Origin of the sequence: Curtobacterium sp. MCPF17_001 (genome assembly GCF_003234615.1) — a bacterium.
GTDB lineage: Bacteria > Actinomycetota > Actinomycetes > Actinomycetales > Microbacteriaceae > Curtobacterium.
On record NZ_QKSL01000002.1, the window covers coordinates 280,180 to 294,950 of the forward strand.

Consider the following 14,771-nt stretch of genomic DNA (forward strand, 5'->3'; position numbering starts at 1 on the left):
CCGACCGCAGAACGCGGAGAGTTTCCACCGGACCCGTGGCAGCGTGCAACGGCCGTCGTTCAGACGACGGACCGGGAACGGTGATCTGGCCAAGAACGGTGATCTGGAGAGAGTGCCCCACGCACCGGATCAGGCTGGCGGTCGACCGTGGATGGTCGAGGCCTGCGCGAGATCGGCTTCGAGCGTCGGGAGCGCCTTCACTGTAGCACCACCCAGATCGACGGCCAGCATGAGCGGGCGCCAGGTGGATTCGGCGTGTCGCTCGACCAGTTCCGCGGCGTCGAGACGCTGTGCCGGATCACTGCCCATGACCAGGAGGCTCGGTCCGGCACCCGAGACGACGGCGGCCAGGCCGTGCTGCCGGAGCAGGCCGATGAGGGCGTCGGTCTCCGGCATCGCACTCGCCCGGTAGGCCTGGTGGAGCCGGTCCTCGGTCGCGGCGAGGAGCAGTTCCGGGCTCTGGATGAGTGCCGCGACGAGCAGCGCCGACCGGGAGACGTTGAAGGCCGCGTCCTCGTGCGGCACCGTCATCGGCTGCAGGGAGCGAGCGAGCTTCGTCGAGAGCGTCGACGTCGGCACGAACACGACCGGCGAGACACCGCGGTGCACGAGCAGCCGTTTGTGTGCCGGGCCGTCCGGGGTCATCCACGCGATCGTCAAGCCGCCGAACAGGGCCGGGGCGACGTTGTCCGGGTGCCCCTCCATCTCGGTCGCGAGGGTGAGCAGGGTCGCGGCGTCCAGGTCGACCATGCCCTCGAGCAAGCCTCGAGCCGCCATCAGCCCGGCGACGATCGCCGCTGCCGAGGACCCCATGCCGCGTCCGTGCGGGATGGCGTTCGTGGCGTGCAGCTCGAGCCCCGGCTGCGCGACCCCGGCGTGCTCGAGGCCTCGGCGGACGGCCCGGACGACCAGGTTCGTGTCGTCCGTCGGGACCTCGCCCGCGCCGACACCGTCGATGGTGACGGTCGCGCCGGGTTCCGAGCGGACGCGGACGACGACCTCGTCGTAGAGGGAGAGCGCGAGCCCGAGGGAGTCGAAGCCGGGTCCGAGGTTCGCCGACGTCGCCGGGACGCGCACACGCACCGCCCGTCCGGCCGGTACAGCATCGTGGGCGGTCATGCCCTCCCCCGGTCCGGACGAGCGGTCGGCGTTCACCGCGCGCTGACCAGTCCGAGCACGTCGGCGATCGCCGCGGTGTCGACGGGGACGCTCGTCGGCGCGACCTCGCCACCGTCCTGGGTGCGGAGTGCCCACTGCGGGTCCTTGAGGCCGTGACCGGTCACCGTGATGACGACCGTGGCCCCCTTCGGGATGACGCCCGCGTCGGAGCGCTCGAGGAGCCCGGCGACGCCGATGGCCGAAGCGGGCTCGACGAAGACGCCGACCTCGGCCGACAGCAGGTGGTGCGCCGCCAGGATCGCCTCGTCCGAGATGGCGCCGAAGTAGCCGTCGGTCTCGTCACGGGCCTCCAGCGCGTACTTCCACGACGCCGGGTTGCCGATGCGGATGGCGGAGGCGATCGTCTCCGGGTGTCGGACGACCTCGCCGTGCACGATCGGGGCCGAGCCCGCCGCCTGGAAGCCGAACATGCGCGGCATCTTGGTGGAGCGGCCCGAGGCCACGTCCTCGCGGTAGCCGCGGGAGTACGCCGTGTAGTTGCCGGCGTTGCCGACGGGCAGGAAGTGGAAGTCCGGCGCGTCGCCGAGGACGTCGACGACCTCGAAGGCGGCGGTCTTCTGCCCCTCGATGCGGTCGTTGTTCACCGAGTTGACCAGGTGCACCGGGTAGTTGGCGGACAGGTCGCGCGCGATGTCCAGGCAGTCGTCGAAGTTGCCCTGCACCTGCAGCAGCTGGGCGTCGTGGGCGACCGCCTGGCTGAGCTTGCCCATCGCGATCTTGCCCTCGGGCACGAGCACGGCGGCGGTGATCCCGGCGTGCGTCGCGTACGCGGCGGCCGAGGCGCTGGTGTTGCCGGTCGAGGCGCAGATGACGGCCTTCGCGCCGTGCTCGACGGCCTTCGAGATCGCCATCGTCATGCCGCGGTCCTTGAAGGAGCCGGTCGGGTTCATGCCCTCGTACTTCACGTACACGGTCGCGCCGGTGCGCTCGGAGAGTCGACGCGCCGGGATCAGCGGGGTCCCGCCCTCACCGAGCGTCACGATCGGGGTCGCGTCGGTCACGTCGAGTCGGTCGGCGTACTCGCGCAGGACTCCCTGCCACTGGTGGGCCATCAGGCTTCTCTCTCTGTCCGGTGGATCGGTGTGGATGGGTCTGTCGGGAGGCGCGTGCCGGCGTCAGGCGCCGACGAACCGCAGGACGCTGGTCACGTCCAGGACGACGTCCTCGCCGCGGAGTGCGGCCACGGTGTCGGCCAGGTCGGCTTCGCGCGCCAGGTGCGTGCCGATGACGAGCGTCGCGGTCCCCTCGGTGGCGCCCGTGGTGGTCTGCTCGACGGTCTCGACGCTGACGCCGTGGGCCGCGAGCACCCCGGCGACGGTCGAGAGCACACCGGGTGCGTCCGACACGTGCAGGGAGATCTGGTAGCGGGTGCGGACGGTCCCGATCGGGAACACCGGCAGCGCCGACCGCGTCGACTCGGCGACGCCCGGACCACCGATGACGTGCCGTCGCGCCGCGGACACCAGGTCGCCGAGGACCGCGGAGGCCGTCTCGACCCCGCCGGCTCCCGCGCCGTAGAACATGAGGTCACCAGCGGCCTCGGCCTCGACGAACACCGCGTTCTTCGCGCCGTGGACGCTGGCCAGCGGGTGCGACTCCGGCACCAGTGCCGGGTAGACACGGGCGCTGACGCCTTCGCGGCCGTCGGCATCGGTGAGGCGCTCGCACGTGGCGAGGATCTTCACGACGTAGCCGGCCTTGCGGGCGGCGCGGACCTGCTCGATCGTGACCGAGGTGATGCCCTCGCGGTGCACGGCGGCGAGCGGGACCGAGGTGTGGAACGCGATCGAGGCCAGGATCGCGGCCTTCTGCGCGGCGTCGTAGCCCTCGATGTCCGCGGTCGGGTCGGCCTCGGCGTACCCGAGCTCCGTCGCGGTGGCCAAGGCGTCCTCGAACGTCGCGCCCTCGCGGTCCATCAGGTCGAGGATGAAGTTCGTCGTGCCGTTGACGATGCCCATGATGCGCTCGATGCGGTCACCCGCGAGCGAGTCGTGCAGCGGTCGGATGATCGGGATCGCCCCGGCGACGGCGGCCTCGTAGTAGAGCTGCGCGCCGACCTGCTCGGCAGCGGCGAAGAGCTCCGGGCCATGGGTGGCGAGCAGCGCCTTGTTGCCGGTGACGACGTCCGCACCGGACTGCAGCGCCTGCAGCACGAGCGTGCGGGCGGGCTCGATCCCGCCGATGAGCTCGACGACGATGTCGGCGCCGAGGATGAGCGAACCGGCGTCCGTCGTGAACAGCTCCCGCGGCAGGTCGACGTCCCGCTGGGCGTCGACGTCGCGCACGGCGATCCCGACGAGTTCGAGGCCGGCGCCGGCACGCGTGGCGAGCTCCGGTCCGTGCTCGAGCAGGAGTCGTGCGACCTGGGAGCCGACCGAGCCGGCTCCGAGCAGTGCGACGCGGACGTTGCGGTATTCGATCATCTGGTGGGGGTCTCTCCGGGTCGGGTTCTCAGGCGTCCGTACCGGCGTCGGGTACCGGCACGACGCCCGTGTCGCGGGCGAGGAGGTCGTCGACGCTCTCGCCCCGCACGAGGATACGGGCTGCCCCGTCGGCGACTGCGACGACCGGCGGACGGCCGACGTGGTTGTAGTTGCTCGCGAGGCTCCAGCAGTAGGCACCGGTCGCGGCCACGGCGAGCAGGTCGTCGCGGTGCACGTCGCCGGGCAGGTACTCGTCGTGGACGACGACGTCACCGCTCTCGCAGTGCTTGCCCACCACCCGGGTGAGCACCGGGTCGGCGTCCGAGGTCCGCGCGAGCCGCGCCGTGTAGTCGGCTCCGTAGAGCGCCGGCCGGACGTTGTCGCTCATCCCGCCGTCCACCGAGACGTAGGTGCGCGTCGCGGCGGATCCGTCCTCGGAGTCGACCGTGACGGGCTTGATCGTGCCGACGCGGTAGAGCGTGACGCCGGGCGGGCCGACGATGTACCGGCCGGGCTCCACCGCGATCTCGGGCACCGGGATACCTCGGGACGAGCACTCGTCCGCGATGATCACGGCCAGGGCGTCGGCGACGTCCTCGGGTTCGAGGGCGGAGTCGGCCTCGGTGTAGTCGATCCCCCAACCACCGCCGAGGTTGAGCTCCGGCACCGGACCCGACTCGACGAGCGTGGCGTGCACGTCCATGAGCCGACGGGCGGCCTCGCGGAACCCGCTGTCGTCGAAGATCTGCGATCCGATGTGCGAGTGCAGCCCGACGAAGGCGAGCGAGGGCTCGGCACGGACGGCGGTCGCCGCCTGCACCGCCTCGGACAGCGGGATGCCGAACTTCTGGTCCTCCCGCGCGGTGGCGAGGAACTCGTGTGTCGAGGCGTGCACGCCGCTGTTGATCCGGATGCGGACCCGCTGCGTCACCCCGGCGTCGGCGGCGATCCGGGCGACCCGGCCGATCTCCTCGTGGCTGTCGAGCACGATCGTGCCGAGGCCGACCGCGACGGCGCGCTCGATCTCGGCGTCCGACTTGTCGTTGCCGTGGAAGCCCATCCGTGCCGGGTCGACGCCCGCGGCCAGTCCGACGGCGAGTTCGCCCATCGTGCAGACGTCGAGCCGGAGGTCCGCGTCGGCCATCCAACGCGCGACGTGCGTCGTCCAGAAGGCCTTCGCCGCGTAGTAGACGTGCGCCCGCGTCCCGATCCGGGTGAACGCGTCGGTGAAGGCGTCCCGCACGCGGACGGCACGCGACTGCACGTCACGCTCGTCGACGACGTAGAGAGGGGAACCGAAGCGCTCGACCAGCGCGTCAGCAGCGACCCCACCGATCGCGAGCATGCCCTCGTCGGTACGGGTCGCGGAAGCGGGCCAGATCCGGTCCACCAGCTCGGAGGCGTCCGCCGGGTACCGCAGTCGCGGCGGCGCAAGGGGGTTCTCGCTCACGGGACCCGATCCTATCCGGCCGGGGCGTCCCTCCCGGCCATGTGACGCCGCCTGTGGACGGCCGTCGGACACGGCACCACGCGCCCGGTCAGCAGCGACCGGTGGTGCGGAGGCCCGCCTCGTTGAGGGGCAGTTCGTCGGCCGTGATCCGGACCGTCGCCGCCGCCGAGGTCACCCGGAGCGAGCGCACCCGGAGCTGCTCCGGCAGGAACTGCGCCGTGCACACCGGCACCGGGACGTCCGAGACGCCGGGGATGTCGTCGACGTCGAGCCCCAGTGAGGAGTTCGTGATCCGCACCGTCTTCGGCGTGATCGTCACCCCGCGCCCGTCGGACTGCGCCGTGACCGAACCGTCCGCCGCGTAGCCGATCCGGAAGCCGAGCACCGAGGCACTCCCCCGCAGCTCGACCCCACCGTCGATCAGGCGGACCCGCTCGAAGAGGGGCGAGTACTTCGCCAGGTCCTTCACCGCACCGGAAGCGAGCCGGACGGTGCCGTCGACGTCGTGCACAGCACCCTTGCCGTCCACCGGCAGGTCGTGCGCCGTGACGTCGGCGGCGAGCGGGATGCCCTCCACCGTGAGTCGGTCCGAGGTGATCCGGACGTCGTCGAGGGTGCCGCGGAGCAGCTGCGGGATGACGACCCCCGGCACGTGTGCGTCGACCGTTCCCGTCGTGCCGTCCGGCAGCGACTGCTCGACCTGCGACGCGACCGTCCGGTCCACCACGCCGCGGAGCACGAACTCCGCCACCACGACGAGCACGGCGAGGACCACGAGGACGACGACCAGCACGATCGCGACCGTCCGGCCGCGGCGCTTCGGACGTCGGCCCGCTGCCGGCGCTGCTGCGGACGACACGACTACATCCGGTCGGGCGCGCTGACGCCGAGCAGCCCGAGACCGTTGCGGACGACCTGCCCGGTGGCGTCGTTCAGCCACAGGCGCGTGCGGTGCAGGTCGGTCACCGGCTCGTCGCCCAGCGGGGTGACGCGGCAGGAGTCGTACCAGCGGTGGTACAGCCCGGCGAGCTGCTCGATGAAGCGCGCGATGCGGTGCGGCTCGCGGAGCTCGGCGGCCTGACGGAGCACCCGCGGGTACTCGGCGAGGGCACCGAGGAGCGAGCTCTCCGACTCGTGCGTGAGCAGCGACGCGTCGAAGACCGACCGGTCGACACCGGACGCCGCGGCGTTCCGCGCGACGGACTGCGTGCGGGCGTGGGCGTACTGCACGTAGAAGACGGGGTTGTCGTTCGTCCGCTTGGTGAGCAGGTCGAGGTCGATGTCGATCGCGGTGTCGCTCGCGAACCGGACGAGGGCGTACCGACCGGCGTCGACACCCACCGCGTCGACGAGGTCCTCCATCGTCACGACGGTGCCGTTGCGCTTCGACATCCGGAGCGGCTGGCCGTCCTTGAGCAGGTTCACCAGCTGACCGATGAGGATCTCGAGGTTCTTGCCCGGCTCGTCCCCGAACGCAGCGCACATCGCCATCATGCGACCGACGTAGCCGTGGTGGTCCGCGCCGAGCATGATCAGGTTGCGCTCGAAGCCGCGCTCGCGCTTGTCGAGGTAGTAGGCCAGGTCACCGGCGATGTACGCGGGCTCGCCGTCCGACTTGATGACCACACGGTCGCGGTCGTCGCCGAAGTCCGTCGTGCGGAGCCACAGTGCGCCGTCGGCCTCGTACATCCGGCCCTGCTCCTGCAGTCGGGCGATGGCGCGGTCGACGGCCTTCGACTCGTGCAGGGAGTTCTCGTGGAAGTAGACGTCGAAGTCCACCCCGAAGTCGTGCAGGGAGCGCTTGATGTCCGTGAACATGAACTCGACGCCCTCGCGCCGGAACAGCTCCTGCGCCTCGTCGCGCGGCAGGTCCGTCACGTCGAGCCCCGGCTCGAGCGTCGCGAGCACCCGGGCAGCGATCTCGCCGATGTAGGCGCCGCCGTAGCCGTCCTCGGGTGTCGGCTCGCCGAGCGCGGACGCCAGCAGCGACCGGGCGAACCGGTCGATCTGGTTGCCGTGGTCGTTGAAGTAGTACTCGCGGGTGACCAGGCCGCCCTGCGCCTGGAACACGCGGGCCAGGCTGTCGCCGACCGCGGCCCAGCGAACCCCGCCCATGTGGATCGGACCGGTGGGGTTCGCTGAGACGAACTCCAGGTCGATCCGCACCCCGTCGTACAGGTCACCGTGGCCGAAGGACTCCCCCTGGTCGACGACGGTGCGCGCGACCTCGCCCGCCGCGGCGGCCTCGAGCGTGATGTTGATGAAGCCCGGACCCGCGACGTCCACCGACGCCACACCGTCGAGCTCGGTCAGCTCGCCGGCGATCTCCGTGGCCAGCTCCCGCGGGTTCGTGCCCAGGCGCTTCGCGAGTTGCATCGCCGCGTTCGACGCCCAGTCGCCGTGCGCCCGGTTCTTCGGACGCTCCAGAGCCACGTGCGAGTCCTCGATCGTCACCGTGTCGGCAGCACCTCGTCGCTCGACGATGCCCGTGAGGATCGACAGGTACGCTTCGGAGAGTTCGGCAGGAGTCACGGCGGACGAGTCTACCGGGACACCCAGGCAGCACCCGGACCACGCCGGGCACCATGCAGCAGGATGGGGCGTCATGACCTCCCGCAGCCTCCGGGCGATCAGCATCGCCGCCCTCGTGCTCCCCGCCGCCCTCGTCCTCGCCGGCTGCTCCGGTGGCGACGGCGACGGCACGACCGCCTCGGCCTCGGCGACCGCCGGCGTCGTGGGACGACCCGTGACGCAGACCTGCGACGAGCTCGTGCCCGCCGACACGTTCAGCGTCTACGGGCAGCGGTTCGACCGCGTCCGGTCCCCGAAGCCGACGAAGGGCTCCCCCGTCGCTCAGATCGTCGCCCAGGACGGTCGGGTCTGCACCTGGCGGTCCACCACCGACGACAGCGTGACCGTGACCGTCGCCGTCGCCCACCTGCCGCAGGAGCAGCTGACGCAACTCGAGGACGCCCTCTTCGAACAGGGTGGTTCCGTCCCCACCTACACGGTCGAGGGCTACTTCAGCCTCGCCGGCAGGACCGGCCGCGCCGACGCCTTCGCCGACCGCTCCTGGATCCACACCTCGTCCTCCCTCTACACCGAACCCGGCACCGCGCAGCCCGTCGTCGACGCGGTCCGGGCAGCGGTCGCGCCCGACACCACGGCCCCGAGTGGGTCCCCGACGCCCTGATCGGACCGCTCGGCGGACCGCCGTCGGACGGGAGGCGCGGGGCGGGGCCGGCACGGGCCTCCCGTCCGGTGGGGCGTCCTGTCCGGAACAGCAGGCCGGAGGCCGGACACGCGTACGAGGGCGCGGTCCGGACCTGCTACGGTTGATGTCACCCCGGGCCCCCATAGCTCAGGGGATAGAGCACTGCCCTCCGGAGGCAGGGGCGGAGGTTCGAATCCTCCTGGGGGCACAGTGACACTCCCGCGCAAGCTGACGTCCTCGCTGCGCTCGGTCGGCAGCGCGCGATGTCGGCTTCGCCGACTGATCCCCCGTGGCGACTCCGGTGGGCCGGCGCACCTCGTCGTGGTGACCCCGGTGGGTCGGCGCACCTCCTCGTGACGACTCCGACAGGGTGACGCACCTCGTCGTGGCGACTCCGGTGGGCCGGCGCACCCCGTCGTGGTGACCCCGGTGGGCCGGCGCACCCCGTCGTGGCGACTCCGACGGGTGAGCGTCACCGCTGTTTCCGAGGAGGACACCTCGGGGCCCTAGGATCACGCGGCGTGACGCACTCCACGCAGCGGGAACTCGACCGGGGCAGCCTCGCGGCACCCGCCCGGACCCTGCTCGACGTCCTCACTGCCACCGCCGCGACGCACCCTGACGCCCTGGCCCTCGAGACGCCCGAGGGGCCGCTCGACTACCGCGCGCTCGTCGCCCTCGTGCACGAGGGCGCCGACGACCTGGCACGGCACGGCGTCCGCCGCGGCGACCGGGTCGGCATCCGCATCCCCTCCGGCGGCCGCGACCTCTCGCTCTCGATCCTCGCCGTCCTCGCCGCCGGTGCCGCCTACGTCCCCGTCGACGCCGACGACCCCGAGGAACGCGCGACCCTCGTCTTCGGTGAGGCCGGTGTCGTCGGCGTCATCGGGGCCGGCGGGGTGCTCCGCGACCGCGCCGGCGCAGCCCTGCCGGTCACCGACCCCACGGCGAGCGCCGAGCCCCCGACCACCGACGACGACGCGTGGGTCATCTTCACCTCCGGGTCCACGGGGGTGCCGAAGGGCGTCGCCGTCACCCACCGCTCCGCTGCCGCGTTCGTCGACGCCGAGGCGCGGATGTTCCTGCAGGCCGCTCCGCTCGGTCCGGCGGACCGGGTGCTCGCCGGGCTCAGTGTCGCGTTCGACGCGTCGTGTGAGGAGATGTGGCTGGCCTGGGGGCACGGCGCCTGCCTGGTCCCGGCGCCCCGGTCGTTGGTGAAGAGCGGTGTGGACCTCGGGCCGTGGCTCATCGCGCACGGGATCACCGTCGTGTCGACGGTCCCGACGCTCGCGGCGCTGTGGCCGGACGACGCGTTGGAGTCCGTGCGTCTGGTGATCTTCGGCGGTGAGGCGTGCCCGCCCGAGCTCGCCGCCCGCATCGCGTCGCGGGACCGGGAGGTCTGGAACACCTACGGACCGACCGAGGCCACGGTCGTCGCGTGCGGGGCCCTGCTCGACGGCAGCACCCCGATCCGGATCGGGCTGCCGCTCGACGGGTGGGACCTGGCCGTCGTGGACGCCGAGGGGCAGCGGGTCGCGCCGGGGCAGGTGGGTGAGCTCGTCATCGGGGGTGTCGGGCTCGGCCGTTACCTCGACCCGGCGAAGGACGCGGAGAAGTACGCGCCGTTCCCGACCCTCGGGTGGCCGCGGGCGTACCGGTCCGGCGACCTGGTCCGCTACGACCCGGAGGGGCTCGTCTTCCAGGGTCGTGCGGACGACCAGGTGAAGCTCGGTGGGCGGCGCATCGAACTCGGCGAGATCGACGCCGCGCTCCAGGCGCTCGACGGAGTCGCGGGTGGTGCTGCCGTGGTGCAGCGGACCCCCGCCGGCAACCAGGTGCTCGTCGGGTACGTGGCCCCGGTCGCCGGCGCGCCCATCGACACGGCCGCGGCGAACGAGCGACTGCGACAGGAGCTGCCCGCCGCGCTCGTGCCGCTCCTGGCCGTGGTCGACGTCCTGCCGACGCGCACGTCGGGCAAGGTCGACCGGGCGGCCCTCCCCTGGCCGCTCGAGGGTGTGACCGGCACCGACCTGCCGCCGACCGTCGCGTGGATCGCCGAACGGTGGTCCGCGATCCTCGGCGTGCCCGTCGCGGACGTCGACGACGACTTCTTCGCGCACGGTGGCGGCTCGTTGACCGCTGCGCAGCTGGTCTCCGCGATCCGCGAGCGGTACCCGACGACGACCGTCGCCGACGTGTACGACCATCCCCGCATCGGTGCACTGGCGGACGCGCTGGACGAGTCCGGTCCGGTCGCCGCGGTCCGCCGTGACGTCGTGCCGGTCCCGCCCGCGACCGGTGCGCTGCTGACCCTCCTCGGGCTGCCGCTCCAGGTGCTCCGCGGACTGCGGCTGCTCAGCTGGACGGCGCTGGTCGCACAGGTCCTGCACGCCACGACCATGCCGTTCCTGCCCGTGCTGCCCTGGCCGGCGCTCGTGGTCGGTCTCCTGCTGTTCGTCAGCCCCGCGGGCAAGATGACGCTCACGGTCGTCGCGGCCCGTCTGCTGCTGGCCGGCGTCCGTCCGGGCGACCATCCCCGTGGTGGGTCGGTGCACGTGCGGGTCTGGCTCGCCGAGCGGATCGCCGAGGCGGTGGACGGTCCCTCCACGGCGGGCGCGCCGTGGATCAGCTACTACGCCCGCGCACTCGGCGCGACCGTCGGTCGCGGCGTCGACCTGCACACGCTGCCGCCCGTGACCGGCATGCTCACGATCGGCAAGCGGGCCTCGGTCGAACCCGAGGTGGACCTCGCCGGGCACTGGGTGGACGGCGACGTCTTCCGGCTCGGCCGGGTGCACGTCGGAGCGGACGCGGTCGTGCACAGCCGCTCGACGCTGATGCCCGGCGCCCACGTCGGTGCCGGCGCCGAGGTCGAGGCCGGTTCCGCTGTCGCCGGCGCCGTCCCCGACGGCGAACGGTGGGCTGGTTCTCCCGCCGGACGCGTCGGCTCGGCACGCCACGGCCGGGAGGCGCGCCCCGCCTCCCCGAGACGCTGGCTGCTCGCGTACGGGGTCGGCTCCGTCGCCGTCGCCGGGCTCCCCGTGGTCGGGGTCGCCGCCGGGCTCGCCGTCGTCGCCGCGGTGGTCGGGCGTCCGGACTCGCTCGGCGCCGTGGTGGGTCCGGCCTTGGTCGCCGTCCCGCTCGGCACGGTCGTCGCCGGCGTCGTGTACGCGGGCCTCGTCGTCGCCGCGGTCCGGCTCCTCGGACTCGGACTGGTCGAGGGACGACACCCGGTGCGCTCACGGACCGGCTGGCAGGTGTGGAGCACCGAGCGGATCCTCGACGCCGCCCGGACGCTGCTGTTCCCGCTGTACGCGAGCCTCGTCACGCCGCTGTGGCTCCGGCTGCTCGGTGCGCAGGTCGGTCGGGACACCGAGATCTCCACCGTGCTGCTCATCCCCGCACTGACGCAGATCGCTTCGGGTGCGTTCCTGGCCGACGACACGATGGTCGCCACGTACGAACTCGGCGGTGGACGGGTGAAGATCGGCCGCTCGAAGGTCGGGCGTCGGGCGTTCCTCGGCAACTCGGGCATGACCGGTGCCGGTCGCTCGGTCCCCCGCGAGGCACTCGTCGCGGTGCTCTCGGCCGTGCCGAAGAAGGCCGAGCGCGGGTCGTCCTGGCTCGGCAGCCCGCCGGTCCGCCTGCGCCGGGCCGCCGCGCAGTTCGACGAGGAGCGCACCTTCCGGCCGCCGACCCGCCTCAAGGTCGCCCGCGGCGCGTGGGAGCTGCTGCGTCTGCTCGCCCCGATGGTGTCCGCCGCCATCGCCCTCGGCGTCGCGTCGACGCTCCTGGCGTCCTGGAGCACCGTCGGCATCGGGTGGACGGTGCTGCTCGCCGGCCCGGTGCTCATCGTCGCCGGAGCGGTGGCCGCGGCCGTGTCGACCCTGGCGAAGTGGGCCTTCGTCGGCCGGATCACCGCGACCGAGCACCCGCTGTGGTCCTCGTTCGTCTGGCGCAACGAGGTGCAGGACACCTTCGTCGAGACCGTCGCCCGTCCCTGGTTCGCCGAGCAGGCCATCGGCACGCCCGCCCTGTCCGTCTGGCTGCGGAGTCTCGGCGCGATGATCGGCCGCGGCGTGTGGTGCGAGACGTACTGGCTGCCCGAGGCGGACCTCGTCACGATCGGCGACGGCGGGACGGTCGCCCGCGGCACCGTCGTCCAGACCCACCTGTTCCACGACCGCGTCATGCAGCTCGACGCCGTCACCCTCGACGCGGGGTCGACGCTCGGCCCCCACGGCGTCGTCCTGCCCGCCGCCCGCATCGGCCCCGGTGCGACCGTCGGACCTGCGAGCCTCGTCATGCGCGGCGAGCAGGTCCCCGCCGGGACGCTCTGGGCCGGTAACCCGATCGCGCCGTGGGGACGCCCGCCGTGGCGTGACGCCCCCGGGGCCGTGACAGACTGACCGGCACCGTGAAGCAGACCGACCCCGCCGCCGACCCGTACACCCCGCACAGCGGCGACCGACGCTGGTCGAGCCGCCACCACGACCTGCACCTCGACTACCGCGTCGCCACGAACCGCCTGGACGCGACCGCGACCGTCACTGCGGTGGCGAACGAAGCGCTCGACCGGGTCGTCCTCGACCTGCACGGGCTGTCCGTCGACCGGGTCGACGTCGACGGTGTCCGCGCGAAGAAGGTCTCCGTCGGCACCCACAAGACGACCGTCACGCCCGCGACGCCGATCGCCGCCGGAGCCGAGTTCACCGTGCACGTCCGCTACCGCGGCGCACCCCGACCGCTCCGGAGCCCCTGGGGCACGCTCGGGTGGGAGGAGCTGACCGACGGCGTGATCGTCGCCAGCCAGCCGATCGGTGCGCCGTCGTGGTTCCCCTGCAACGACCGGCCCGACGACAAGGCGACCTACCGGATCGAGCTCACCTGCGAAGCCGGGTACGACGTCGTCGCGAACGGGGCACTGCTCGGCCGTGACCGCACCGCACGCGGCAGCCGGTGGACCTTCGCCGTCACCGAACCGATGGCGTCGTACCTCGCCACGGTGCAGATCGGCCGCTACCGCACGACGACGATCCGCGGCGGCGACGTCCCGGTCACGCTGCACCACCCGGCCGACCTGACCGCGGCGGTGAAGACCGACTTCGGACGGGTGCCGGACATGATCGCCCTGTTCACCGACCGCTTCGGCCCGTACCCGTTCGCGGAGTACGGCGTCGTGGTCACCGACGACGAGCTCGAGATCCCGCTCGAGGCACACGGCCTGGCCGTCTTCGGCCGGAACCACGTCGACGGCGAACACGGGACCGACCGGCTGATCGCCCACGAACTCGCCCATCAGTGGTTCGGGAACTCGGTCACCCTCGGGCAGTGGCGGGACATCTGGCTGCACGAGGGCTTCGCCTGCTACGCCGAGTGGCTCTGGTCCGAGCACCGCGGCGGTGCCTCGGCGGACGTGCTCGCCGCCGAGCACCGGGCCGGCCTGCTCGACCAGCCGCAGGACCTGGTGGTCGCCGACCCGGGCGCTCGGGACATGTTCGACGACCGCGTCTACAAGCGTGGGGCGATCGCCCTGCACGCCCTCCGTCGGACGATCGGTGACCAGGCCTTCACCGCGGGGCTCCGGACCATCACCGAACGGCACCGCCACGGGACGGTCGCGACGACCGACGTCGTCGAGGCGTTCGCCGCGGCGGACGACAGGACGCCCGTGGACGTGCTGCTCGCCATCGGGCCGTGGATCGACGAGCCCGGGGTGCCGGACCTGCCCTAGTCCCGGGGTCGCGTCTCCCCCGCGAGCATCCGGGCCAGGACCGCGTACAACTCCTCGGGGTCACGGGCGAGCATCTGCTTGACCAACGCCGTCTGCTCGTCCACCACGACCTCGTACACGCCGCGCTCCACCCCGTCGAGGGTCGCGCGCGCCACGTCCGCCGGGTCGGTCTTGGCCAGCGGGACTCCCGCCGCCATGTCCGTGTCGGCGATGCCGAGGTGCACGGACATCACCGATGTCCCCTGTCCGGCCAGCTCGTGGCGCAACGCGTTGCCCATGTTCCACAGGGCAGCCTTCGACACCGCGTACGCGGAGGCGCCCGGCATGGCCAGCCAGGAGGCGCCCGAGGCGATGTTCACGATGCTCCCACCACCGTTCGCGGACAGCACGGGTGCGAACGCCCGGATCACGGACAGGGTGCCCCAGACGTTCGTGTCCATGTCGGCGTGCGCCGCGTCCAGATCACCCAGCAGGGTCGCCGTGGTGGCGATCCCGGCGTTGTTGATCAGGAGGTCGGTGTCGGTCGCGACAGCGGCGGCGGCTGCGACGGACGCCGGGGAGGTGATGTCGAGGGCGAGCGGCTCGACGCCCTCGAGGTCGATCAGTTCAGGCCGGCGGGCGGTGGCGTACACCTTCGCCCCGCGTTCGACCAGCTGGGCGGCGAGGTGGCGTCCGATCCCGCGGTTCGCGCCGGTGACGAGGGCAGTGGCTCCAGAGATGTCCATGCCGCTACGGTAGAACCTGACGTCAGCGTGAGGATCAAGCCCAGGG

At 72.6% G+C, this 14,771-nt stretch carries 10 protein-coding genes and 1 tRNA gene; 4 read left to right on the forward strand and 7 right to left on the reverse strand.

Annotation, left to right across the window (positions count from 1 at the left end; all coding sequences use genetic code 11):
• Positions 1 to 129: 129 nt before the first annotated feature.
• The 6 genes from thrB to argS form a co-directional block, all read right to left on the reverse strand.
• Positions 130 to 1,119 carry a homoserine kinase gene (gene thrB, locus DEJ24_RS03405; RefSeq protein ID WP_111043900.1) on the reverse strand — a complete coding sequence of 330 codons (990 nt, stop codon included), beginning with the start codon at positions 1,117 to 1,119 and terminating at the stop codon, positions 130 to 132.
• Between the two features lie 32 nt (positions 1,120 to 1,151).
• Entirely contained in the window at positions 1,152 to 2,231 is a 1,080-nt protein-coding gene (gene thrC / locus DEJ24_RS03410) for a threonine synthase (RefSeq protein ID WP_110902134.1), read from the reverse strand.
• Between the two features lie 63 nt (positions 2,232 to 2,294).
• The gene (locus DEJ24_RS03415; protein ID WP_111077266.1) at positions 2,295 to 3,602 is read right to left on the reverse strand and encodes a homoserine dehydrogenase; all 1,308 of its coding nucleotides are present in this window, start codon (positions 3,600 to 3,602) and stop codon (positions 2,295 to 2,297) included.
• A gap of 28 nt (positions 3,603 to 3,630) precedes the next feature.
• On the reverse strand, positions 3,631 to 5,052 hold the full coding sequence (gene lysA / locus DEJ24_RS03420) for a diaminopimelate decarboxylase (protein ID WP_111077267.1): 1,422 nt from the start codon (positions 5,050 to 5,052) through the stop codon (positions 3,631 to 3,633).
• A gap of 88 nt (positions 5,053 to 5,140) precedes the next feature.
• Entirely contained in the window at positions 5,141 to 5,911 is a 771-nt protein-coding gene (locus DEJ24_RS03425) for an LmeA family phospholipid-binding protein (protein WP_111077268.1), read from the reverse strand.
• 2 nt (positions 5,912 to 5,913) lie between these two features.
• Positions 5,914 to 7,584 carry an arginine--tRNA ligase gene (gene argS, locus DEJ24_RS03430; protein ID WP_111043799.1) on the reverse strand — a complete coding sequence of 557 codons (1,671 nt, stop codon included), beginning with the start codon at positions 7,582 to 7,584 and terminating at the stop codon, positions 5,914 to 5,916.
• Positions 7,585 to 7,657: 73 nt separating this feature from the next.
• On the opposite strand from argS, the gene DEJ24_RS03435 reads away from it, so the two are divergent.
• From DEJ24_RS03435 to DEJ24_RS03450, 4 genes are all read left to right on the forward strand, one after another.
• The gene (locus tag DEJ24_RS03435) at positions 7,658 to 8,245 is read left to right on the forward strand and encodes a hypothetical protein (RefSeq protein WP_111077269.1); all 588 of its coding nucleotides are present in this window, start codon (positions 7,658 to 7,660) and stop codon (positions 8,243 to 8,245) included.
• A 157-nt stretch (positions 8,246 to 8,402) separates the two neighbouring features.
• Positions 8,403 to 8,474 (forward strand) — tRNA-Arg (locus DEJ24_RS03440).
• A gap of 313 nt (positions 8,475 to 8,787) precedes the next feature.
• Positions 8,788 to 12,675 (forward strand): Pls/PosA family non-ribosomal peptide synthetase, encoded by a 3,888-nt coding sequence (locus tag DEJ24_RS03445; RefSeq protein WP_258374717.1) that lies wholly within the window; start codon positions 8,788 to 8,790, stop codon positions 12,673 to 12,675.
• Between the two features lie 8 nt (positions 12,676 to 12,683).
• Positions 12,684 to 14,000 (forward strand): M1 family metallopeptidase, encoded by a 1,317-nt coding sequence (locus DEJ24_RS03450; protein WP_258374718.1) that lies wholly within the window; start codon positions 12,684 to 12,686, stop codon positions 13,998 to 14,000.
• Here DEJ24_RS03450 and DEJ24_RS03455 read toward each other — a convergent pair.
• Positions 13,997 to 14,725: an SDR family oxidoreductase gene (locus tag DEJ24_RS03455; RefSeq protein WP_111077271.1), complete on the reverse strand. Its 729-nt coding sequence runs from the start codon at positions 14,723 to 14,725 to the stop codon at positions 13,997 to 13,999. The two genes, DEJ24_RS03450 and DEJ24_RS03455, sit on opposite strands and share 4 nt — an antisense overlap.
• Positions 14,726 to 14,771: the final 46 nt, after the last annotated feature.